Below are 23,567 nucleotides of genomic sequence, written 5' to 3' on the forward strand. Positions count from 1 at the left end.
TTTCGGCCGACGGCGACCTGGTGCGGCAACTGTCGCGACCTGACCGGGATCACCGGATTCGACGTGCTGTGACAACGCCGGTACGACGGGTGCCCGGCCGTGCCAGAGTGGGCCCGGTGGGCTGCCGCCCCCGTGTTTGAATGGCTGTGTTTGACGTGTTCGCCCAGGCCGGGGCGGTAAGAGGAGTGCGGAGAGCGATGACGACGCCGACCACCGACCTGGCGGGTGTGGCGCAGCGGGCGGTCCGCCGCGGCGCGGAGGCACGGGACGAGCGGGCGGTCCCCGGGATCAGCGATCTCGTCGAGGTGCGGGGCCAGCGGTGGGTCGTCGCCGAGGTCGACCGCGGTGACGCGGGCACGGCCGGCACCGGTCGGCCCGGAGCGGGCACGCTCGTGACGCTCAACAGCGTCGAGGACGGCCGCTACAACGACACCCTCTCCGTGATCTGGGAGGTCGAGCCCGGGCGCCGCCGGCTGCCGACCGGTTCCCTGCCCGACGTCTCGGCCGGGAACTTCGACCCTCCGGAGCGCCTCGCGGCCTTCCTCGACGCGGTGCGCTGGTCGGCGGTCACCTCGGCGGACGTCCGCACCCTCCAGGCGCCGTTCCGTTCCGGTGTCGCCGTCGAGCCGTACCAGCTCGAACCGGTGTCCCGGGCGATCGCCGCACCCCGCGTGAACCTCCTCCTCGCCGACGACGTCGGCCTCGGCAAGACGATCGAGGCCGGTCTCGTCGCGCTGGAGCTCATGCTCCGCAACCGTGCCCACAAGATCATGATCGTCTGCCCGGCCGGCCTCACCGTGAAGTGGCGCGACGAGATGGCCGAGAAGTTCGGCCTGGACTTCACGGTCATCGACTCCGAGCGCAGCGCCGAGGTCAGGCGCACACACGGCAGCGCCGCCAACCCCTTCAACATCTACCCGCTGTCGATCATCAGCCTGCCCTGGCTGCGCGGCGCCAAGGCCCAGCGCCTCCTCGCCGAGGTGTTGCCGGCCGAGTCCCGTGCCGACACCGCCGTACCCACCAAGCGTCCGTTCGACCTGCTGATCCTGGACGAGGCGCACCATGTCGCCCCCTCCGCGCCCAAGCAGCGGTACCCCGTCGACTCCCAGCAGACCAAGCTGATCCGGCGCCTCGCCCCGTACTTCGAGCACCGGCTGTTCCTCTCCGCCACCCCGCACAACGGCTACCAGGAGTCGTACACCGCCCTTCTGGAGATCATCGACAGCCAGCGCTTCGCCCGGGGCGTCGAGCCCGACCCCGAGGCGATCAAGGACACGGTCGTCCGCCGCCTCAAGACCGACATCCGCGACCCCGAGACCGGCGAGCGCCGCTTCCTGGAGCGCCGGACCAGAGCGCTCCCCGTCGAGTACGGCGAGGACGAGCGCCGCATCCACCAGCTGCTGAAGCGGTACGCGGCACTCCGCCGCGAGAAGCTGGGCACCCGCTTCAAGGGCGGCCGCAAGGCCGCCGACCTCGTCACCCTGCTCCTGAAGAAGCGCCTCTTCTCCTCCCCGGACGCCTTCGCCCGCACCATCGAGGTCTACCTGGAGACCCTGCGTACCAAGAGGCAGGAGGCGGCCGAGGAGATCGAGGACTGGCAGGAGACCTTCTTCGAGGACTACGCCGACTACGACGACGAGCCGCTGGCGGAGGCCGAGGACGACGCCATCGCCCGCGCGACCACCCTCCAGCCGGGCACCGACGACGCCGAGGCCGGCCTCCTGGAGCAGATGCGCGAGTGGGCCGTCCGCCACCAGGCCCAGGCCGACTCCAAGGCCCGCGAGCTGATCGACTACCTCAAGGCGGAGTGCCTGACCGCCGAGGGCGGGCACTGGCTCAACGAGCGCGTCGTCGTCTTCACCGAGTACCGCGACACCCAGATCTGGCTGCAGAACCTGCTCCGCGACCACGGCCTGGGCGGCGACCGGGTCGCCCTCCTCCACGGCGGTATGAACGCGGAGGAGCGCGAGCGGCTGCGCCTCGCCTTCCAGGCCGAACCGGCCGAGAACGACGTCCGCATCCTGCTGGCCACCGACGCCGCGAGCGAGGGCATCGACCTCCAGCGCCACTGCCACCGCCTGGTCAACTACGACATCCCGTTCAACCCCAACAAGCTGGAGCAGCGGATCGGCCGGATCGACCGCTACGGCCAGACGACCGCGCCGCAGATCGTGCACTTCGTGGGCAGCGGCTTCGACAAGACCCTCGACACCTACGACGCCGACCTCGAATTCCTCTCCCGCGTCGCCATGAAGGTCGCCCGCATGGAAGAGGACCTGGGCAAGGTCAACGGCGTCCTCGCCGAAGCCGTCCAGCGGCGCATGACCGGTGACCTCGGCACCGACTTCGACGTCGAACGCGCCGAGGTGTACGCGAACAAGAAGGCCCGGCGCGGCGGCAACGTCACCGCCGAGCGCGACGCCCAGGCCCAGGCCCAACGCCTGAAGGAACAGGTCGACGCCACCGTCGCCACCCTCGGCATCACCCCGGACCGGGTGGCCCGCGTCGTCTCCACCGCCCTCCCCCTCGCCCGCCAGCAGGACATCGAGCCGGTCGTCGACGAGCGGGCACTCGCCGACGGCTTCTACGAGGTCCCCACCCTCACCAGCTCCTGGGAGCGCGCCTCCCAGGGCCTCGCCGACAAGCTCCGCCCCGAGATCCAGCGCCCGATCACCTTCGACGCCGCCGCGGCGAAGGGCCGCGACGACGTCGTCCTCGCCCACCTCGGCCATCCCCTGGTCTCCATGTCCACCCGGCTGCTGCGCGCCGCCGTCTGGAACAAGAACCAGACCGGCCTCGCCCGCGTCGCCGCCGTCGTCAGCGACCACCCCGAGCTGGAGACCACCCTCGTCGGCGCCTTCGCCCGCTTCGTCCTCGTCGGGGCGGACGGCATCCGCCTCCACGAGGAAGTCCTCCAGGCCGGCGGCTGGCTCCGCGAGGAGCAGGGAACCCCCGCCCGCTTCAGCCGTCTGGAGAAGGTCACCACGGTGCGGGAGATCCTCGACGACGCCCTCACCGACTCCACCCAGGCGTCTCCCCTCCTCTGCGACCGGCTCGTCACGGCCTGGCCGCAGGTGAGCGAGGGTCTGGTCTCCTCCCTGGAGTGGCGCGCCCGCAACCGCCAGACCGCGCTGGAAAGCCGCCTGGAGAACCGCCGCCGCGAGGACGCCGACCGGATCTCCGCCCAGATCGACCGCTTCCGCGACTCCCTGCGCGCCGCCATCGGCAGGACGGACACCGAAGAAGGCCAGCTGGAGCTGGAGTTCGAGGAGGCCGAGCAGCAGCGCCGCGACCGGGAGAACTGGGAGCAGCGCGTCGGGGCCCTGGAGAGCGAGAAGGAGCGCGAACTCGCCTCCATCGCCGCCCGCTACGCCGACCCCAAGCCGCTGCTCTTCCCCGTCGCCGTCGTCTTCGTCGTTCCCCGCCGGGAGGCCGTCAAGTGAGCACCAACCGTACGACCGGCAGCGGCACCGGCACAGGCACAGGCGCCCGCGGCCGTGCCCGCGGCGGCGCCTTCCGCCCCGCCGCCCCCGACGGCAAGCAGCAGCACCTCGACTGGCTCAGCCTGGTCGACGTCTCCGGCCCCTTCCTCACCCTGCCCGTCCTGCTCAAGGCGTGGCCGCAGCTCGACGCGGTCGACAAGCCGCTGCGGACGAGCCTGCGCTACGAGCACGGGGTCTGGCTCTCCGACCCGGCGGCCGGGCAGGAGACCTGGACCGACTTCGTGCTCGGCGAACTCCTCGGCTGGGGAGACGCGTTGCGGACGGGCGAGAGCCTGTCCGAGGCATTGGCCGTCGACATCCCCGAGCACGACGGGGAGCGGGTCGCGCCGACCTTCGCCCTCCTGGAACCCGGCAGCACGGCCACGGACACGGCCGCGCTGGTCGCGGACTGCGCGATCCTCGGCCTGTCCGTACCGGCAGGTCAGCACCCCGCCAAGCGCGTGCCCACCTCCACCTGGTCGGCCACCCCCGTCGACCGCATGGCCCACCTCTGCCGCCACCACGGCATCGAACTCGGCCTCGTCACCGACGGCCGCTGGTGGGCCCTGGTCTGGGCCCCCCGAGGCGGAGTCACCACCTCCGCCGTCTTCGACACCGTCGACTGGCCCTCGCCCGCCGAACGCGTCGTCGTCCGCGCCTTCCGCTCCCTCCTCAGCCGCCGCCGCTTCTTCGGCGTCGGGGACGACGAGATGCTCCTTCCGCTCCTCCGCGAGTCCCTGGACAGCCAGGAGGACGTCACCGACGCCCTCGGCGTCCAGGTCCGCCAGGCCGTCGAACTCCTCGTCGAGGCCATCGGCCGCGCCGACATCAACGAACGCGCCAAGGGCCGTCGCGGCCTCGCCGACGTCCCCGCCCACGACGTCTACCGAGGCGCCGTCGCCATCATGATGCGCGTCGTCTTCCTCCTCTTCGCCGAGGAACGCGGCCTCCTGCCCAGCGACAATGAGCTGTACGTCCAGTCGTATTCGGCCGGCAGGCTGTGTGCCGAACTGGAGGACCGGGCCACCAAGACCACCGAGGAGGACCTGGAACTCACCTGGGCCGGCTGGCACCGGCTCATCGCCCTCTTCAACGCGGTCTACGGCGGCGTCGACCACCCCCTCCTGTCCATGCACGCCTACGACGGCTCGATCTTCGACCCCAACGCCTTCCCCTGGCTGGAAGGCCGCGGCACCGGCGAGAACGACCCCACCGACCCCCTCCCCATCGACGACCGCACCGTCCTCCACATGCTCCAGTCCGTCCAGCACGTCTGGATCGGCACCGGCAGGAAGCGCGAGCGCCGCCGCCTGACCTTCCGCACCCTGGACGTCGAGCAGATCGGCTACGTGTACGAGGGCCTGCTCTCCTACCAGGGCCGCCGCGCCGAGGACACCATCGTCGGCCTGGCCGGCAAGCCGGGTCTGGAGGCGGAGGTCCTGCTGAGCCGCCTGGAGACGATGGCCCGCACGCACGGGGACGGCCTGGGCGCGGCCCTCGCGGAGGAGTACAACAAGACGACGGGCCTGGGTGCGGCCGCCAAGGTGACGAAGGCGCTGGCCCCCCTGGACGAGGCCGCACGAGGCGAAGCCCGCCGCAAGCTCCTCGCCGCGACCGGCGGCGACGCGGAACTCGCGGAGCGCCTGCTCCCCTTCCACGGCATCCTCCGCCCGGACCTGCGCGGCCTCCCGGTCGTGATCCGCCCGGGCGCCCTGTACGTGACGGAGTCCTCCCTCCGCAAGAACACCGGCACCCACTACACCCCGAAGACCCTGGCCCAACAGGTCGCCGACGGCGCGCTGGAGCCGTTGATCTACGAGTACGGCCCCCTCCAGACGGCGGACCGGACCCAGTGGCGCCCGAAGCCGTCGACCGAGCTGCTGAAACTGAAGGTCGCGGACATCGCGATGGGCTCGGCGGCGTTCCTGGTGGCGGCGTGCCGCTACCTGGCGGACGCGCTGGTGGAAGCCTGGAGCCGGGAGGGCGATGTTAGGGCTGCCGCCTACCTGGAGGCGGCGGGGTCTCTGTCCGCCTCGGCGGTGGACGCGGAGGCGGACCCGGTGATGGTGGAGGCCCGTCGGCAGGTCATAGAACACTGCCTGTACGGCGTCGACATCAACCCGATGGCCGTGGAGATGGCGAAGCTGTCGCTGTGGCTGGTCTCGATGGACCGCGAGCGCCCGTTCACCTTCCTGGACGACCGGCTGGTGGCGGGCGACTCGCTGCTCGGCATCACGTCGGTGGAGCAGCTGGAGGCGATGCACCTCGACCCGGCGCGGGGGCGCCGGATCCACGGGGACGGCATCGACTTCACGGGCGGCGTCCGCCGGGTGGTGACGGAGGTCGCCGACGAGCGTCGGAAGCTGGCCGGCATCCCGGGCACGGACCTGGAGCAGTTGCGGGAGAAGCGCGCCATCCTGGCCTCGGTCCGGGAGAAGACCCGCCGGGCGAGCGTGTACGCGGACCTGGTCGTGGGTGCGGCGCTGGCGAGCGCGGGCCGGGGAGAGAAGGAGCAGGACCGGCTGTCGTTCGAGGCAGTGACCGCTGCGCACAACGTGGCGGACGCGCCGGAGGGCGAAGCGGAGGCGGAGGAGCTGCGGGCGGCGGAGCGGCTGGCGCGGGGCTGGCTGGCGACGGGCCAGCCGAGGGGGTCGTTCGACCGGGAGCCGGTTCACTTGCCGTTGGTCTTCCCGGAGGTGTGGGAGGAGCGGGGCGGGTTCGACGCGGTGGTGGGGAACCCGCCGTTCCTGGGCGGCAAGAAGCTCACAGGAGCCCTCGGGAATTCCTACAGGGAGTACCTCGTGGAATGGCTGGGGAAGGGTGCCCGTGGTCACGCTGACCTGGTTGCCTACTTCCTTCTGCGGTCAGATCAGGTGCTGAACGGGTCTGGTCAAACCGGGTTGGTTGCGACGAACACGCTGGCGCAGGGTGATACGAGGGAAGTCGGCCTTGATCAGCTCGTGGCTAGCGGTGTAGAGATTCGACAGGCCGTGAAGAGTAAGCCGTGGCCGTCAAATTCGGCTGTTCTGGAGTTCTGTGCTGTTTGGACTAGTCGTTCTGAGATCGACTTGGAGATCCCTAGGCTTCTTGATGTAGAGGCCGTTCCGGAGATCGCTGTGACGCCAGTGCCTGCAATCACGGCGTCGTTGGACTCGGCGTCGCGGGTGTCGTGGACGCCCGCGCGGCTGGTGGAGAACCACGGGATCTCGTTCGTCGGCTCGTACGTCCTGGGCCTCGGGTTCACGCTGGAGCCAAAGGCGGCACAGGCGCTCGTTGTTGAAGACGAACGGTACCGGGATGTGCTATTTCCCTACCTTAACGGGCAGGACCTTAACTCTCGATCAGATACTTCTGCGACTCGGTGGGTTATCAACTTCCATGACTGGAGCGAGGAGAAAGCTAAGGAGTACCCGAAGGCCTTTGCGAAAATTGTGCGCGATGTGAAGCCTGAGCGGCAGCGGACGAAGCCCGATGGATCCTTTGCTTTGCGTAAGCCGCTTCCTGAGCGTTACTGGCAGTATGCGGACAAGCGGCCATCAATGGTGAAGTCCATAGAGGGCCTTGGGCGAGTGGTCTTGATTACTCTGGTTAGCAAGGTTGTGATGCCCGTCATGGTGCCCACCGGGCAGGTATTTGCGCACAAGCTCGGAGTCTTCGCTACAGACGACACTGCCATGCTGGCGCTGCTCAGTAGCGCGCCGCACTACTGGTGGGCGATTAGCCGCAGCTCGACGATGAAGGCCGATCTCAACTACTCGCCGTCCGACGTCTTCGAGACCTTCGCGCGCCCCGAACTCACCCCCGCCCTCCGCAAGCTCGGCGACCGTCTCGACACCCGCCGCCGCGAAATCATGCTCCAGCGCGGCGGCCTCACCGCCACCTACAACCTCGTCCACGACGACACCTGCACCGACCCCGACATCGCCGAACTCCGCGAAATCCACCGCGCCATCGACGAGGAAGCCGCCCGCGCCTACGGCTGGGACGACCTCCTCGCCCAGCCCGGCGGCCTCGACCACGGCTTCCACGACACCCGCCAAGGCCCCCGCTACACCGTCGGCCCCGTCGTCCGTCAGGAGATCCTGGACCGCCTCCTCGAAGAGAACCAGCGCCGCTACGCCGCCGAAGTAGCCGCCGGCCTGCACGACAAGAAGGGCGCGAAGAAGACAGCCGCACCGGCCAAGCGGAAGCCGAAGCCGCCCGCCGAGGAGCCCCCGAGCCTGTTCTGACCCGGCAGAGGAGCGGCGCTACCGGAACCGGCACCGGGAACGCCGCTCCCACCTCACCCCGCACACCCCCGCAACACCGACGCCAGCCGACGCGCCACATCCGGTCGGCAGCACCCGAGGTCCACGAGCGGGTTCATGTACGCACTGGCCAGGGACACGGTGTCGAGCCCCAACGAGGGCAACAGGATGTCGACATCCAGCAACGCCGCCCGCAGTTCGTCCCGCGCGGCCTTCGCATCTCGGATGGCCTCAACCGTCGTCTCACTCCTCGCCGTTCCCATACTTCGCGCACCTCTCCTCATCGTTGGCGACTTTCACCGATGAGCATGGATGCGTGTGGCTACGATCACTAGGGGTAACGGTTTTCGGAGTCACGGAACGAAAATGAGGGTCGCCAGTGCCCGCACCGAAAGAACTCGACCCGTCGGCGTCCCTCGCCGCGCTGTACGGGGTGAAGCTGCGCAAGCTTCGAGGTCGCGCGGGGCTCACCCAGCGCCAGTTAGGTGCGAAGGTTCCCATCGCTCACAGCCGGATCGCCCAGTTCGAGCTGGGCAAGGAGATCCCGCCGGGGGACGTGGACGCCAAGCTGGACAAGATCCTTGGCGCGGAGGGGGATCTGACGGATCTGTGGGGTCACCTCATGCGGACGCCGTTCCCGGACTGGGCCAGCAAGTACATGGCGCTGGAGCAGCAGGCTTGCAAGATCGAGAAGTACATGGCGCACATCGTGCCTGGCCTGCTTCAAACGGAGTCGTATGCGCGGGCGCTTCTGGCTGTGGCGCGACCCAGTGTGGGGCCCGGGCTCAGGCGGATGCTGGAGGCTCGAATGCGGCGGAAAGCTGCGCTTACTCGTACGGATCCGCCTATCCTTTGGGCCATCCTCGACGAGGCGGTTCTCCGCCGCCCCATCGGTGATGGGCTGACGTTTCGGGAGCAGCTGGGCCATCTCCTCCACGTCATGGACGAGTGGGCGCACGTGACCGTCCAGGTCCTGCCGTTCGACCAAGGGGAGCATCCTCTACTCGGAGGCTCACTCAGCGTCCTGGCGTTCCCTAAGCGTTCCGGCGCGGCATACCTGGAGAGTTCGCACTCCGGTGAGCTTGTGGAGTCCCGCGAAACCGTCGCAGAGTACGAACTAGCACTTGATCAACTGCGGGCCATGGCTCTGCCTCCCGGACGGTCCGCAGACCTGATCCGATCCGTGATGGAGGACTCGTTCTGTGATGCCCGTGTCCCGACCCGAGCTCAGCGCCGCAAACTGGCGCAAGTCCAGCTACAGCAACACTCAGGGCGGCGACTGCGTCGAGGTCGCTGACAACATCCCCCACACCATCCCCGTTCGAGACAGCAAGAACCCCGCCGGCCCCGCCCTCCTCGTCCCCACCCCCGCCTGGGCCGCCTTCATCGACCACCTCAAGCGCGCCTGACTCCCCACCCACCGGGGCGCGCATCCGCGCGTCCCGGTGCCGCGCGCCACCCAGCAAAAGGACTGGGTGAGAACCACCCAACCAAACCCAAACCCCGCCCTCACACGATCGGGTGACGGATCGTCCGGAACTCGGACACCTGGGGTACGGTCGGCCCCAACAAGCCCCATAAATGAATTCGGCCCCCGACAGGACGGGAATCCTGACGAGGGCCTGACCGATCAGGAAGCGATACCTTCCCGATGGCTGAACCGCAGTCTAACGCGGCCCCTTCCGCGTACCCCGAAACCCCCGCCGACGCGCCGCCCGCCGGAGTGATCCACGTCCGGCACCGCCACACCGAGCGCTTCACCGTCGTCGGCAACCACCTCGCCCAGCACGCCGAACTCTCCGCCGCAGCGGTTGGCATCGCCGTGTACATCCAGTCGCTCCCCGACGGCGTCTCCGTGACCGCGAAGGCCCTCACGCTGCGCTTCCGCGAAGGCGAGACGACCATTCGACGGGCGCTCAACGAGCTGGAGCGGGCCGGGTACATCGCCCGACCCCGTATCCCCCTCGGCGGCGGCAAGTTCGCGACCCGCACGTTCTCGTACGACAAGCCCGGATGCGCAACGGCACAGCCACGGGCACAGGTGCAGGCACCGGCACCGGACAAGGCCCCCGCGCCCCCACCCGTACCGAAGACCCAGGAACCGGAACCCCAGCCCAAAACCCACCCCCAGACCAAAGCCCAGCCCCAGACCAAAGCCCAGCCCCAGCCCCAGCCCACGGCCCACCTCCAGCCCACGGCCCACCTCCAGCCCCACCCCCAGCACCCAACCACCGGCCCCGCCGCCGACCTCCTCGCCCGCCTCCGCCTCACCGACCCCCGCCTGGTCCTGTCGGTCGCCGACGTCCAGCGCCTCGCCTCCGTAGTGGAGACGTGGCTCGCCCGGTCGACCAGCCCCGCCCAGATCACCCGCACGCTCACCGCGGGCCTGCCGCCCGAGCCGGTACCGATCCATCACCCGGCGCGGTTCCTGGAGTACCGGCTCACGAACCTCCTGCCGCCCCCGATCCCGGCGGAGGAACGACCGGCCGGCCCCGCGCCCCTCGTCACGTGCGACGGGTGCGAGCGGGCCTTCCGCAGCGCCGAGCCCGACCCCGGACCGGACGCGCGCTGCGCCGACTGCCGTACCGACGGCGACGAAGCCGCCTGAGTCAGGGCCCTTCCACCACGGCCAGGTGGTGGCGGAGTTCCTCGGCCAGCCGCTCCGCGTCGCCGTCGGCGGGCAGGCGCCAGTCCGTCTCGATGCCTCGCTCCACGGCCGGCTCGCTGCTGAAGCGGATGAGGTCGGGGGCGGGCAGGTGGCCGTCCCGCAGCCAGACCAGGAACGGAGCCGCCGCACCCGCCGTCGCGTCGGCGAGCATCACGCAGTCACGGCCGTGGACCGTGGCCGTGCCGTCGTGCTCGGTGCCGTCCTCGGCGGCGGCCCAGAAGGAGAGGTACGGCTCGCCCTGGTGCGTACGGTCCTGGCGGACCTTGTAGCGGACCTCGGGGAACGCCTCCCTCAGGGCTTCGCCCAGCCCGGCGAGGTCCAGGCCCCAGGCATGGGGCTCCCGCTCCGGCGCGTAGAACAGGAAGGTGGTCGGGTCGTCGTCATCGGGCGTCATGCTGGATACGTCCTTCCTGGGCGGGAGATCACTTCACGTACCGAGAGGTTCCGGAGACCCCCTGGAGGGCCATCAGCGTCTGCCAGTACGCCGCGGCCTCCTTGTCGTTGGTGACGATCTCCAGGCCCCGGATCTGCTGGTGCTCGATCATGGCCTGCCGGTACTTCTCGAGTTCGGCCTCGTCCTTCCCGATCAGGATGTCCTTCTTGTTCCATTTCTTGGTGCCGTCCGGCTTGAATTCGTCCTGGATGTCGAACGTGGACGGCCGACGCCACGTGGACTTCCTGCAGTCGTCGTCCGCGTCCTCCACGTACTTGGCGTCCACCATCGTCCCGTCCGCCGGGCGCATGCCGTCGGCGCCGATCGAGGGCTTCTCGAAGTCCTTGGGCAGCGGGACGATCCGCTCGGGATAGCCGGCGATCCGCAGTTGGTACTGGTTCTCCGGCGTGGTGGCGTCCGTCTTGCCTCCGAATCCGGCCGGCGTGAGCGTGTCGACCCAGGAGACGAATTCCCGCCGTTCCGCCGGGGTCAGGAGCTTCGGCGGAGGGACAGCGGCCGGGGGGATCGGGTCGCGCCAGGGAACGGCCGGATCGGGGTCCCTGTAGATCGCGGGAACGATTCCCGGCAGGCCGCCGGTGTACGAGGCGAGGACGAGCGGCACCGGCGCGGGCACCGGAACCGGCAGGGGGATGAGCGGGGGTACGAGCGGCAGGCCCGGCGCGGTGGGCCCGCCACCGCCCTCGGGGAGCCGGACCCGCTTCTCGGCCGAGTCCAGGGCGTGACCCACTTCGCCGAGCCGACGGATCCAGGGATCGTCCAGGACGGCGTCGAGGAGGCCACCGTCGAAGCCGTTCCCGCCGAACATGGGGCTGTCCCAGGGCATGTCCATCGCGAAGAGATCCAGCTTGTGCTGCTGGATCGCCTTCTGAGCGGCCTCCACGTGCTCGGCGTACTGGTCGCAGGCCTTCGCGATCTCGTTGCAGGCGGCCACGAGATTGGCGACGAGCGGCTCGTCCTCCTGGGTCCGTCCGGGCGGGCAGGTCAGCCCGACGGACATCTTGAAGTACGCCCGGAACGCGTCGGCGGCTTCCCCCGAGTGCGCCTTGTCGGCGGTCGTGGCCGACGCCTGGGCGTCCTCCAGGAAGCGCAGCATCAGCTTGCCGCCGCGCCGCCAGCAGTTCGCCACCTCGCGCAGCTTCTCCGGTGACCCGCGGTATCGGTCGCTGCCGCCACCGGGGGCGTACTGCCGGTACCAGGCGGTCTCCCCGACCACCTCGGGAAGTTCCCGGCCCAGGCCGAGGTAGTTCTCGGGGCAGTCCGCCCCCGGGTCGCCCATGCCGGCGGTCAGGTCCGGTTGCTTGCCGAGGAGCGCGGCGGTGATGGCGCTCTCCCGCGCCATGAACTCCCGTGCGTTGCGCATCAGCCCGCGACTGGCCTCACCGAGCACGTACGAGCTGGAGCCGATCTTGTCCAGCGTGGCGGCGGCGGCCGACCGGTACACCTTCGCGAACGCCTGCCCCGCCTCGTCGTCCCCAGCCATCCCGCGCTGCCGGTCCAGCTCGTGGTACAGGGCGATGGCGGTGTCCCGGGCCCCCCGCATGGTGTCGGTCAGGCCCATCGCGCCTCTGATCATTCCTTCGGCGATGAACTTGAGGTGTGGTGCCAGTCCGCTCATTGCGTCGCCCCTCCCGTACCCCCGCGTCGCGGATGCGAACGATGGACCGTGCGACGACAGTTCTACCGCAAGGCGACGACAACCGGCGCCGACGGCAAGGCGCTGGGGTAACTTGGCCGATGTGACTGCCCTGGCCATCGAAGAGGTCCGCCTCACCGCCTTCAAGAGCTTCCGCGACGAGCGCTTTCCGCTCGCGCCGCTCACCGTGCTCATCGGGCGTAACAGCAGTGGCAAGTCCAATGCGCTCGACGGCCTGGAGGTCCTGTCACGGCTGGCGCGCGGCGAGGACATCATCGAGGCCCTGGAGAGCCGGCGCAGCTCGTCCGGGCCGGTGCGCGGGGGGCTCACCGGGTGCGTGCCGCACGGCTCCGACCGCTTCTCGCTCGGCTGCACCGTGCGGACGGAGGACGGGCTCATCGACCTGGACGTGACGATCCAGGTGGAGCCCGAGGTGCAGATCATCGAGGAGCGTCTGACGGGGCCCACGGCGAAGGGGCAGCGGAAGATCCTCGTCAGCGGCGAACCGAGCCCGCACTACGGCGACATCCAGGCGTCCTGGCACAACGGAAAGCCCGGCAAGAACCCCAGCGGTCCCTTCCGGAGCTCCCGCTTGCTCACCTCGCAGCTCCCCGGGCGGGTCTCGGGCGAGACCGAGGGGGAGTGGGAGAGCGTCTGGTGCGCCGAGGCGATGCTGACCGCGCTCGTCGGAGTCTTCCACCTCGACCCCGTACCGCACCTGATGCGGCAGTACGTCCAATCCCGCGACAGCAGCCTGCGCCGCACCGCCGAGAACCTCTCGGCCGCCGTCGGCGGCATCCAGCGGACCCAGCCCGAACTGTTCGCCTCTCTCGTGCACCAGCTCCGGGACCTCGCCGACCACGACATCGAACGACTGTCCGTCACGAAGTCCGAACTCGGCGACGTGATGCTCGCGCTCGACGAAGGTCCTCTGGGGCTGACTCCCGCCCGTGAGATGAGCGACGGAATGCTCCGCTTCCTCGCCATCACCACGGCGCTGCTCACCGGTGGCGGCGGGCTCGACCTCGGTTCCTCGTCCTCGACCAGCTTCAAGGACGGGTCGTTCCTGATGCTGGTGGTCGAGGAGCTGGAGAACGGGCTGCACCCCACCCAGGCTTCCCAGGTGCTCAAGCTCGTACGGAACGCGAGTGCGGCCAACGGTACGCAGGTCCTCGTCACCACCCACAGCCCGGCACTCCTCTCCGCGCTCGACAACACCGACCACGAAGGGGTCGTGGTCTGCTCGCGGGACCGGACGACCGGTACGAGCAGACTCACCCGGCTCACGGACCTGGACGGTTACCCGAAGGCGATGGCGGCCGGGTCCCTCGGGGACGTCGTCACTCAGGGACGGCTCGACATGGCCGACACGGCCGAACGCGACTACAGCGAGTTCAACCGGCTCTTCGGGATCGGGTGAGGCATGGCCCGCCGAGTCGAGTTCGTCGACACATCGATCCTGTGCAACCTCCTGGAGGTTCCCGGCAAGTGCCAGGACCTGGGGAAGGTCAGGGACGAGCTGCAGAAGAAGCTCGCGACCCATGACTGTGACCTCCTGCTTCCCGTGACCGCCGTCATCGAGACCGGGAACCACATCGCACAGCTGCCCGACGGCCGTCAGCGCCGCACCTGCGCGGAGAAGCTCGTCGCTGTCCTGCGTATGGTCGTGGCGGGTGACGCACCCTGGGCCCTGAACGAGGTCGAGTGGAACGCGGCCCACCTCGACGCCTTGATCGGAGGCGGCAGCTCGGGAATGAGCCTCGTGGAACACGCCGTCAGCGGGGTCGGCTGCGGAGACGTCAACATCCTCATCGAGCGCGACCGTTACCTCGCCCGTACCTCCGGCGTGGAGGCCACGGTGTGGACGCTCGACGGGGGACTGGCCGCCCACACCTGACGAAGAGACGCTCCACCGCTGGTCGGAAGCCCCGTGCTTGGCGACCATGAGGCATTGTCAGTGGGGACTCCTAAGGTCGTGGACAACACGTCAGCCGTGGCCGTCGTCCCTTTCCCCGGAGTGTCGCCCGATCATGACCTCGCCCGCGTCCCACGCCTCCACCTGCCTCGCCGACCTCGTCCCCGCCGTTCGGTACGCCGATCCGCACGCGCTCGCGGCGCGGCTCGACGACGAACGGCTTCCGCTCGGCTGGTGGTACGCGACCCCGCTCACGACGGCCGAGCGGGCGATCGGTGCCGAAGCGCTGGCAGATGTGGTGGCCCGGGCCCTGCTCGCGCTGTGGCCGCAGATCGAGACCGGTGAACTCCTCCCCGTGCTGCGGCTCCTGGACACCGAGGCCGGCCTGTCGGGCATGAGCGCGGAACAGGCCGGCGAGGACGCGCTGGTCACCCTGATGCGCGGACTGCTCGACCGGCTCCACGGGCGTGCGGCGAACCGCGTGGCCATGGGTGTCCACGACGCCGTGGCGGTGATCTCCCGATGGCTGCCCACCGACGCCCCTGCGGAGGTTCGCGCGGCTCTCGCGGTGCTGGAGGGGCTGGAACAGGGTCCCGTCCGGGAGTCGGACGAGGGGGAGCCGCAGGACGGGGCCGAAGCCATGTCCGCATCAGTGGACCCACCGGTGCTCATCGCCCTGCCGACGCAGCGCGCAACTGACGAAGCCGTCGCGTCGGCGACCGGGGAAACCGGCGACTCCGAGGCGGCAGATCAGGAGGCGGCGGACCCGGGGGTGGCGGACCCGGAGGTCGGCCCCCTCCCGTCCACGGAACCTTCCACCTCACGTCTGATGGACACCCCTCTCGCCGCCTTCGCCGCGCTCGCCCTCACCTGGGAGGAGAGGGAACGCACGATCGCCGGGCAGCGGATCTTCGCTGAGCAGCCGGAGACCCTGGGGGTGCTCGGCGATCGCTTCGACATCAGCCGGGAGCGCGTCCGCCAGCTGGAGCGGGTCGTTCTGGACGCGATCGCGCAGTGGCTCGCATACGACGAGCACGGCCGCGCCTTCGCCGGACACCTGGCCGCCGTCGCGGGACGACTCGGCACGGTGGGGCGCCTCGCAGAGGTCCGTGCGATGCACCCCGACCACCGCCGGCCCGTGGACGCGCTCGGCGTGCCGCTCGGAGACGTCATCGCCCGACTCCTGCCCGACCGTGCCGTCGACGGCGAGTGGATCATCCAAGGAGATGACGCCGAACTGCGGACAGCCATGGCGGACGACCTGCTCGCCGCCTGCGGGGACACCCCGCTCGCGTGGGACGAAGCCGTCGCCGTGGGCACCCGCCACGGAGTCCGGGCCGAGGTACTCGCGGACTGGGCGGCCGAGATCGGCCGCTTCAAGTCTCTGGACGGTCACCTCCTGTACTGGGGCCGATCGGTCAACGACCGGGCCGCGGCCGTGCTCTCTCTGCACGGAGAGCCCCTGTCCATGGAGGAGATCCACGAACGGCTCGCGGACGGCACCGCCATCACCAGCATGCGTAACCAGATCTGGACCGACGAGCGCTTCGTCCGGCTTGACCGGAACAGGTACGGGCTGCGCCAGTGGGGCGGAGAAGAGTACCTGGGCATCCGGGAGATGATCACCCGGGAGATCCGGCGGGCCGGCGGGGAGGCCGAGGTCAACTCCCTCGTCGACGCGATCAGCGGCCGTTTCGACGTGGCCCCGGCCTCTGTGCGTACGAACCTCAACGCCCCCGAATTCACCCGGACCCGACGCGGCTGGGTAGGGCTTGTCACGGAGCGGCCGACGGACGACGAGGCCGCGCCGTACAACCCGCGGAAGGGCGTGGACAAGACGAGGCGGTGCTTCGTCGGGGCCGACGGCCGCTGGTGGTACCGCCTTGAGGTCACCGCGGAGCACCTGCGCGGCTCCGGCACCCCCGTCCCCGCCGGCTGGGCGGCACACCTCGGGGGCGCGCCCGCCTGCGAACCGATCCCGCTGCTGCACGACGCCGGCGAGAGCGTGCTCCACTGGCGGACGCAGCCCCTTCTCGGCTCGATCCGTCCGCTGATGGAGCACATCGGGGCACTCGTCGGCGACCAGGTCTTCCTCAACGTGACCGCTGGGCGGCTGACCGCGCTGCGGCTGCCCGCCGCGCAGCCGGAAACCCGCCCGGAGGCCAGAGCCGCCCGACTCACCGGCTGGACCGCCGCCGTGACCACGGCCGAGGCGATCGACGTGATCGCACGACGGATCGGCACGGGGCCGGGGCAGGGAGCGCCTGCTCTTCTCGAACTCCTCGGAGACCGGGGAGACCGGGACATCGTCGGACTCCTGGAACAGGCGCTGGCCGAGAGCCTTCCGGTGGGCTGACTGCCGGACCAGGCCGTTAGCATCGGGACGGTGACGGGGCGTCACGGCCCCGCGGCACAGCCGCGTGACCGACGGCCCGCACGGACCACGTACGAGGGACGAGAAGGGGAAGCCGCGTATGCCGCCGACCAAGAACGCCGACATGTCGCCCGGATCGCTGGAGCAGGACCTTCTCCAGCGGGTCCGCGAGGTGTCGCAGTCGTTCACCCCGGCCTCGTCCTTCCAGGTGAGGGAGGAACTGGGCGACCTCATCAGCCGTGACCTGCTGGGGCCTTGGGACGGTGCGGACGAGGAGTTCGACCACCGGGCCGCCGGCCCCCGGGACCGCTACCTGGTGGGGCTCATCGGCCCCAAGCGGGCTCTGACCGCCTCGCCGGCGGCCGCCGATGCCCAGACCCTCGACGACTCCGACGGCGAGGGCGACGGCACCGACCGGGGGCTTCCCGAGAGGCTCACCACGCAGAACGCCGGGCGTATGTGGGCCTCCTCGATGGGCCTCATGTTCGCCGTACCGGCGGACGAGGGCGTGGACGCGGTCTCCGTCAGGGCACGCTGGGGCCGCTACCACCGCTCCCAGGTACTGAACGACGAAGGAGTCGCACGGTCCACCTGGACGCGGGAGCAGGTCGACGAGACCCGTGAGATCCGGCTCGACGGCGCCGCCCGGCAGGTGCTGCCGTTGACGTCCGAGGACCCCGAGGCGCCCGGCGTACGCCTCATCGCCGAAGTCCGGCACCGCCCCGGACCCGCCGGCCCCGCCCGTGTCGTGGAGCTCGCCCTGGTCAACGCCCAGGAGGAACCCCCGGCCGCCAAGGACACGGCCTGGCTGTTCCAGACCGAGCTGCACGTCACGGCTCTGGACGGCAGCTCGGCCGTGTTCCTCCCGATCTCCGACCCGCTCGACGAGGCATCGCGGGGCGAGGACGCCTGGGGGCTCGACGACCCGGAGGAGCAGCACCTCACGCTCCTCTACCGCAACCGCCTGAAGCACGCGGCGGGCCGCAACGTGGCCGTGGACATCACCTGCGAGGCCGGCAGCCGCCGGGCCCAGGCGCTCACCACGACCTGGCTTCCCACCCAGGACATACCGGCCACGATCGCCCCGTCCGGCGGTCAGGCGACCCACCTGACCGGTCTCGAACTCTCCATGGACGAGCTCGCTCAGCTGCCCCCCGCGGCGCTGCGGGAGGCACTCGCCCCGCTCGCGGACGGGTACAGCGCCTGGCTCGACGAGCGCGAGGCCGAGGCCGAGCTACTGCCGGGAGCCCTTCGGGACAGTGCCCTGAACGCGGTGCGACAGGCCAGGGACGCCTCTGTCCGCATCGCACTCGGCGTGGACCTGCTGTCGCACCCGAACCGTCCCGACGTCCTGGAGGCCTTCCGCTTCGCCAACCGGGCGATGGCCCTCCAGCGGCGTCACACCGCCATCGCCGCCCTGCGCGAGCGGGAGAGCATCGGCTTCGAGGCGGCCCGTGAGCGGATCGCGGACCAGGGCCCGGAGGCCGCTTCCTGGCGACCGTTCCAGCTGGCGTTCGTCCTGCTCAACCTGAGGGCCCTCGCGAACCCCACCTCGCAGGAGCGGGAAGCGGGCCCCGGGGCCCTGGTCGACCTCCTGTTCTTCCCGACCGGTGGCGGCAAGACCGAGGCGTACCTGGGCCTCGCCGCCTTCACCTTCGCCATCCGCAGACTCCAGGGCACCATCGGCACGGGAGAGGACGCCCGCGCCGGCGACGCGGGCGTGGCCGTCCTGATGCGGTACACCCTGCGCCTGCTCACCGCCCAGCAGTTCCAGCGCGCCGCCGCGCTGGTCTGCGCCGCCGAGGTGCTCCGCCGCGAGGCGTACGACGGGGGCGACTACCGGTGGGGCGCCACCCCCTTCCGCATCGGGCTGTGGGTCGGCGGGGCGGTCTCACCCAACCGCTACGAGGAAGCCGCGCAGCAGATCGCCGAGGCGAAACAGGCGGGCAGCGGGCGGGGAGCCAAGGTCCTCCAGACTCTTGCCTGCCCGTGGTGCGGTACGCCCCTGAGCGCCCAGGAGGACCTGCACCCCGACGACGACCTGCGCCGGGTCCTTCTCTACTGCGCCAACGGCGAGGGCAAGAGCGCCTGCCCCTTCTCGAAGCGCCGCTCGCCCCGCGAGGGCCTGCCCATTCTCACCGTGGACGAGGAGATCTACCGGCTGGCGCCCAGCCTGCTGATCGCCACTGTCGACAAGCTCGCCCAGCTGCCGTGGCGCGGTGCGGCGGGCACGCTGTTCGGCCGGGTCACCGACTACTGCCCGCGCCACGGCTACCGGCATGCCGATCTCGACGCGCGCACGAAGTGCGGCGAGAGGCACCACGCCAAGGACGGACTGGAGGCCGTCAAGAGCCGGCAGGTGACACGGCTGCGCCCGCCGGACCTGATCATCCAGGACGAACTCCACCTGATCTCGGGCGCGCTGGGCACGACGGTCGGGCTCTTCGAGGCGGCGGTCGACGAGCTGTGCAGCTGGCGCGCCCCCGCCCCGGACGGGGTCCTCCGGTCCGTCGGGCCCAAGATCGTCGCCTCCACCGCGACCACCAAGCGTGCGGCCGAGCAGATCACGGGCGTCTTCGCGAGGAGGTCGGCGATTTTCCCGCCTCAGGTGATCGACATCGGCGACACCTTCTTCTCGCAGCAGGTCGCACTCTCGGAGGAGGCTCCAGGCCGCCGCTACCTCGGAATCTGCGCCCACGGCGTCAGGATGAAGCAGGCCGAGATCAGGGTGGCGGAGATCCTCCTCCTGGCGGGCCAGACCCTGTTCGACAGGCATGGCGCGGCCGCCGACCCGTACATGACGCTCGTCGGCTACTTCAACGCCACCCGTGAACTGGCCGGTATGCGCCGCTTCCTCGATGACGACATCTCCACCCGCGTCCGTGTCCACGGCACCCGCAAGGGGCTGTCGAATCGCCTGCTCCGCCGGACCGAGATGCTTTCCGTCCAGGAGCTCACCTCCCGCATCTCCTCGGGTGACATCACGGAGGTGCTGGCCAGGCTCGACGTCGGCTTCGACGAGGAGATGGACACGACGATCCGCCGCCAGGCGGTCGTCGAGGAACTGAAGGCCGCGGCGCAGCACAAGCAGCGTCCGGACGTCTCGAAGCTCGGCCTCCGGAACGAGGGGGCCGGCGCCGTGGACGCGGTGCTCGCCACCTCCATGCTCCAGGTCGGCGTGGACGTGTCCCGCTTCGGTCTGATGCTCGTCGTGGGTCAGCCCAAGAACACCGCCGAGTACATCCAGGCCTCCTCGCGGGTGGGACGTGACGCCAAGCGCCCCGGACTCGTCGTCACGCTCTACAACTGGACCCGGCCCCGCGACCTGGCGCACTTCGAGAACTTCGGCCACTACCACGCGACCTTCTACCGGCAGGTCGAGGCCCTCTCCGTCACCCCGTTCGCGCGCCGCTCCCTGGACCGTACGACCGCCGCCGCCTGGATCGCCGCCGTACGCAACGCGACCGCCGCGCACTCCCGCAACCAGGACGCCTACGACGTCGACCTGGAAGGCCCGACCGCGCAGGGCGTCACCGCGCGCTTCCTGGCCAGGGCCGACGTCGTGGGCGGCCCACGAGCCCGGGGCTACCTGGCCGAACGCATCGAGGTCCTCAAGGACGCCTGGGCGCGCAAGAAGCAGGGCAGCGCCCGCCTCGGCTACGAAGAGGCCACATGGCAGGGGCAGCGGCTCAGCGGACTGCTCAACCGGGCCACGGGCGCCGGCTGGGACGAGCTCACGGTCGCCCAGTCGATGCGTGAGACGGAGAACGAGATCAATCTGCTGCTGCCGGGCAGCGGTCTGTTCGACGTGGTCGGCGGCGCCCCCGCCTGGAGCTGCTCCGGCACGGGTGGGCAGGACGGCGCCGAGCACGAGGAGTCGCCCGAAGGAGACGAGACGGGCGCCGTACTGGACGTCCGGTCCGGCGCGTCCGGGCAGCACGGGAAGAAGGCCCAGGCATGACGGACAAGCCCCAGTACCGCCGACGCGTCGGCGCGGTACGCCCCAGCCACCTCATGTTCACGGCCGGCGTCGGCGCGCTCGTCGACCTGCCCAACTTCGCCGTGCTCGTCCGGGGGATCGACGACTGGAACTACGACTCCTTCGAATGGACAGACCTCAAGGAACCCCGGCTGCTGCGGGCGGTCAACGGTCTCCTCGGCGACCAGAACGGCTCGCAGGTCACCCAGCTGCGACCGGCCCCCTGGATGGACGGGACGGACGCCGACCCCGGCGGCCCCGCCGCCAGAGTGGGAGTGCCCGTCCTCCCCTTTCCGCAGTGGCTTCGCTGCACGGCCTGCAACGCGCTCGGCGGACTCGACTCGCAGATCTTCAAGTTCGAGAACGCGAAGCCGCGCCGTCCCGACCACGCCCGCTTCTTCCACGAGAACTGCACGGCCAAGCGCAAGGGCAGACGTCCGCTGGCCGTGGCCGCCCGCTTCGTCCTGACCTGCTCCGACGGCCACCTGGACGATTTTCCCTACGCCTGGTTCGTCCACCGGGGAGGCGAGTGCGACAAGGCGAGTCACCCCCGCCTGGAGATGCTCGACCACGGCGGCAACCAGGCCGCCAACGTCAAGGTGCGTTGTGTGAACTGCGGCAAGGACCGCAATATCCGTGACGCCATGGGCCAGCGCGGAGAGTCCACTCTGCCGCGCTGTCGAGGGCGGCACCCCCACCTCGCGACCTTCGCCCCCAGTGGATGCACCAAGCCTCCCAAGCCCCTGGTCATCGGAGCCTCCAACCAGTGGTTCGCGCAGACGCTCAGTGTGCTTGCCGTCCCCCCGACAAGCGGCAGCGCCCTCCAGGGCAAGGTCGAACAGCTCTGGGCGGACCTGCGGGCCGCGACGTCCCCTGAGATCCTCAACGCCTTCTGGGGGCTCCAGCAGTTCCGCCCGCTGCACCGGTGGAGCCAGCCCGAGGTCTGGGCAGCGATCGAAGCCCAGCGCTCCGGGGCGCAGGACACACCGGCCGCGCAGCCTCCGTCGTACCCCGACCTCCTCACCCCCGAGTGGGAGATCTTCACGAGCCCGCAGGTACCGGAGCCGACCGAGGACTTCGCTCTTCACGCCGTCCCCGTCCCTCCTGCCCTGAGCGGCGTGTTCTCCCACGTCGTCCAGGCGGAGCGGCTGAGAGAGGTGCGCGCGCTCATCGGGTTCACCCGGCTCGACGCGCCGGATCCCGAGGACCCCACCCTGGTGGCTCGTGCCCCGCTGTCCCGCAGTCGGGTGCCCTCATGGGTGCCGGCCAGTGAGGTGCGTGGCGAGGGGATCTTCCTCCGCGTCGAGGACTCCCTCGTCGCCGACTGGGAACAGCGAGTCGCGGCGTCCGCCGCCCTCGCGGCGCACCGTGAGGCCTACGTCGAGTTCCGCCGCAACCGGTACTCAGGTCGAGTCCAGGAGGCCGACGACCCCCTGCGTGGCTGGCCCGGCGCCCGCTACATCGCGCTCCACACGCTGTCACACCTGCTGATCCGCGCGATCTCCCTGGAATGCGGCTACTCCTCGGCGAGCCTGTCCGAACGGATCTACGCCGGGCGTGAGGAGGACCGACGTACGGGCATCCTCATCTACACGGCCGTCCCGGACGCGGAAGGAACCCTGGGCGGTCTGGTCTCGCTTGCCGAACCGGAGAAGTTCACCCGGATCGTCCAGCGCGCGCTCAGGGACGCCGAGCGCTGTTCCTCCGACCCGCTCTGTGCGGACAGGCTGCCCCGCCCCCCGCACGAGGACTTCCTCCACGGCGCGGCCTGCCACGTCTGTCTCTTCGTCTCCGAGACGACATGCGAACGAGGTAACCGGTTCCTTGACCGCCGGTTCGTCGTTCCCGTCGACGACCCCGAACTCGTCCTCCTCCAGGGCCTCAAGTGAGACCGGAGACCTTCCCCTCGGCCGCGTCGAAGGCATTGGCGGCGATAGGTGCCGACGCCCTCAAGGCACTGGCCGCTGCCATGGCGTCCGGTCGGACCCGAGCCGAGCTGCTGAGCACCCGTGCTTCGACAGGCTTCACAGAGGCAGCGGCGGCCGTCCTGCACGCTGCCGCGGCCGACGGGACGCCACCGCAGGAGGCTGCGGCCTACCTCCACGGTCTTGCCACCGGCTACGAACTCAGAGTGCGGGAGCAGGACGTCTCCCTGGTGTGGAGCGGCCCGTCGTCCCACCGCGTCCCGGTGAGATCGACAGCTCGGGTGCTGCTCCAGCTCATCGCGGACGCGAGAGCCGAACTGACCCTGATGACCTACTCGGCACGACGCTACGGGCCGCTGGAGGAAGCCCTCCAGGCTGCGATCGCCCGGGGCGTCGTCGTCGACGTCGTCGTCGAAACCCTCCAAGGCGCCGGCACCGCCCTCGCGGGAGTGGAGCCTGCCTCGGCGTTCGCCGACGTCCCGGGAATCCGAATCTGGCACTGGCCCCCCGGCCGCAGAACCGAGAAGGGCTCCAAGACCCACGCCAAACTGGCGGTGGCCGACCGCCACACCCTGCTGACGACAAGCGCGAACTTCACCCACTCGGGAGTCGACAGAAACATCGAGGCCGGCGTCCTCATCACCGGCGGCTCCGCCCCCGCCCGCGCCGCGGAACACGTCCAGGAACTCCAACGCCAGCGAATCCTCGAACGCTACTGGTGAACTCCCCCACCGCCCGACCCGACTCCCCTCCCACCCCCCAGCACTCACCCACCCGCCCCCACGACAAGACCCCGCTCTCAGCGCTTCCACTGATCACGCGGCCTCCCGACACTTCCTGCGAAGTGCCCCAGCAGGATGCGAACCCGCGCATGGCCTCCCATCGCTAGC

At 70.3% G+C, this 23,567-nt stretch carries 14 protein-coding genes; 11 read left to right on the forward strand and 3 right to left on the reverse strand.

Going from position 1 to position 23,567, the window contains the following annotated elements:
- The first annotated feature begins 197 nt into the window (after window positions 1-197).
- Complete coding sequence (drmD, locus tag AC067A_RS01855) at window positions 198-3,443, forward strand: DISARM system SNF2-like helicase DrmD (protein ID WP_478613118.1); 3,246 nt, start codon at window positions 198-200, stop codon at window positions 3,441-3,443.
- Window positions 3,440-7,711 carry an Eco57I restriction-modification methylase domain-containing protein gene (locus tag AC067A_RS01860; protein WP_478613120.1) on the forward strand — a complete coding sequence of 1,424 codons (4,272 nt, stop codon included), beginning with the start codon at window positions 3,440-3,442 and terminating at the stop codon, window positions 7,709-7,711. Before drmD ends, AC067A_RS01860 begins: the two co-directional genes overlap by 4 nt.
- Before the next feature lie 53 nt (window positions 7,712-7,764).
- Here AC067A_RS01860 and AC067A_RS01865 read toward each other — a convergent pair whose 3' ends face one another.
- Window positions 7,765-7,992, reverse strand: coding sequence for a hypothetical protein (locus tag AC067A_RS01865; protein ID WP_478613123.1), 228 nt, complete (start codon window positions 7,990-7,992; stop codon window positions 7,765-7,767).
- A 116-nt stretch (window positions 7,993-8,108) separates the two neighbouring features.
- Between AC067A_RS01865 and AC067A_RS01870 the strand changes: the two genes are divergently transcribed.
- From AC067A_RS01870 to AC067A_RS01880, 3 genes are all read left to right on the forward strand, one after another.
- A complete protein-coding gene (locus AC067A_RS01870) occupies window positions 8,109-9,026 on the forward strand; it encodes a helix-turn-helix domain-containing protein (protein WP_478613126.1) in 918 nt (305 codons plus the stop codon).
- Window positions 8,935-9,138, forward strand: a complete 204-nt coding sequence (locus AC067A_RS01875) for a DUF397 domain-containing protein (RefSeq protein ID WP_478613128.1) — start codon at window positions 8,935-8,937, stop codon at window positions 9,136-9,138. The genes AC067A_RS01870 and AC067A_RS01875 overlap by 92 nt, the downstream gene beginning before the upstream one ends.
- Before the next feature lie 242 nt (window positions 9,139-9,380).
- The gene (locus AC067A_RS01880) at window positions 9,381-10,337 is read left to right on the forward strand and encodes a hypothetical protein (RefSeq protein WP_478613131.1); all 957 of its coding nucleotides are present in this window, start codon (window positions 9,381-9,383) and stop codon (window positions 10,335-10,337) included.
- Between the two features lies 1 nt (window position 10,338).
- On the opposite strand, the gene AC067A_RS01885 is transcribed toward AC067A_RS01880, so the two are convergent.
- Entirely contained in the window at window positions 10,339-10,791 is a 453-nt protein-coding gene (locus AC067A_RS01885; RefSeq protein WP_478613133.1) for a hypothetical protein, read from the reverse strand.
- A gap of 28 nt (window positions 10,792-10,819) precedes the next feature.
- On the reverse strand, window positions 10,820-12,466 hold the full coding sequence (locus AC067A_RS01890; protein WP_478613136.1) for a restriction endonuclease fold toxin-2 domain-containing protein: 1,647 nt from the start codon (window positions 12,464-12,466) through the stop codon (window positions 10,820-10,822).
- A gap of 121 nt (window positions 12,467-12,587) precedes the next feature.
- Here AC067A_RS01890 and AC067A_RS01895 point away from each other — a divergent pair, with 121 nt between their 5' ends.
- The 6 genes from AC067A_RS01895 to drmC all read left to right on the forward strand — a co-directional run bounded on the left by AC067A_RS01895 (window position 12,588) and on the right by drmC (window position 23,399).
- Window positions 12,588-13,904, forward strand: coding sequence for an AAA family ATPase (locus tag AC067A_RS01895; RefSeq protein ID WP_478613503.1), 1,317 nt, complete (start codon window positions 12,588-12,590; stop codon window positions 13,902-13,904).
- Window positions 13,905-13,907: 3 nt separating this feature from the next.
- Complete coding sequence (locus AC067A_RS01900) at window positions 13,908-14,381, forward strand: hypothetical protein (protein WP_478613138.1); 474 nt, start codon at window positions 13,908-13,910, stop codon at window positions 14,379-14,381.
- Window positions 14,382-14,514: 133 nt separating this feature from the next.
- Entirely contained in the window at window positions 14,515-16,755 is a 2,241-nt protein-coding gene (locus tag AC067A_RS01905; protein WP_478613141.1) for a hypothetical protein, read from the forward strand.
- A gap of 118 nt (window positions 16,756-16,873) precedes the next feature.
- Window positions 16,874-20,734, forward strand: coding sequence for a DISARM system helicase DrmA (gene drmA / locus AC067A_RS01910; protein WP_478613144.1), 3,861 nt, complete (start codon window positions 16,874-16,876; stop codon window positions 20,732-20,734).
- Entirely contained in the window at window positions 20,731-22,641 is a 1,911-nt protein-coding gene (gene drmB / locus AC067A_RS01915; protein WP_478613146.1) for a DrmB family protein, read from the forward strand. Before drmA ends, drmB begins: the two co-directional genes overlap by 4 nt.
- On the forward strand, window positions 22,638-23,399 hold the full coding sequence (gene drmC / locus AC067A_RS01920; protein ID WP_478613149.1) for a DISARM system phospholipase D-like protein DrmC: 762 nt from the start codon (window positions 22,638-22,640) through the stop codon (window positions 23,397-23,399). The genes drmB and drmC overlap by 4 nt, the downstream gene beginning before the upstream one ends.
- The last annotated feature ends 168 nt before the right edge of the window (window positions 23,400-23,567 follow it).

This window comes from Streptomyces sp. NPDC043176 (assembly GCF_056436715.1).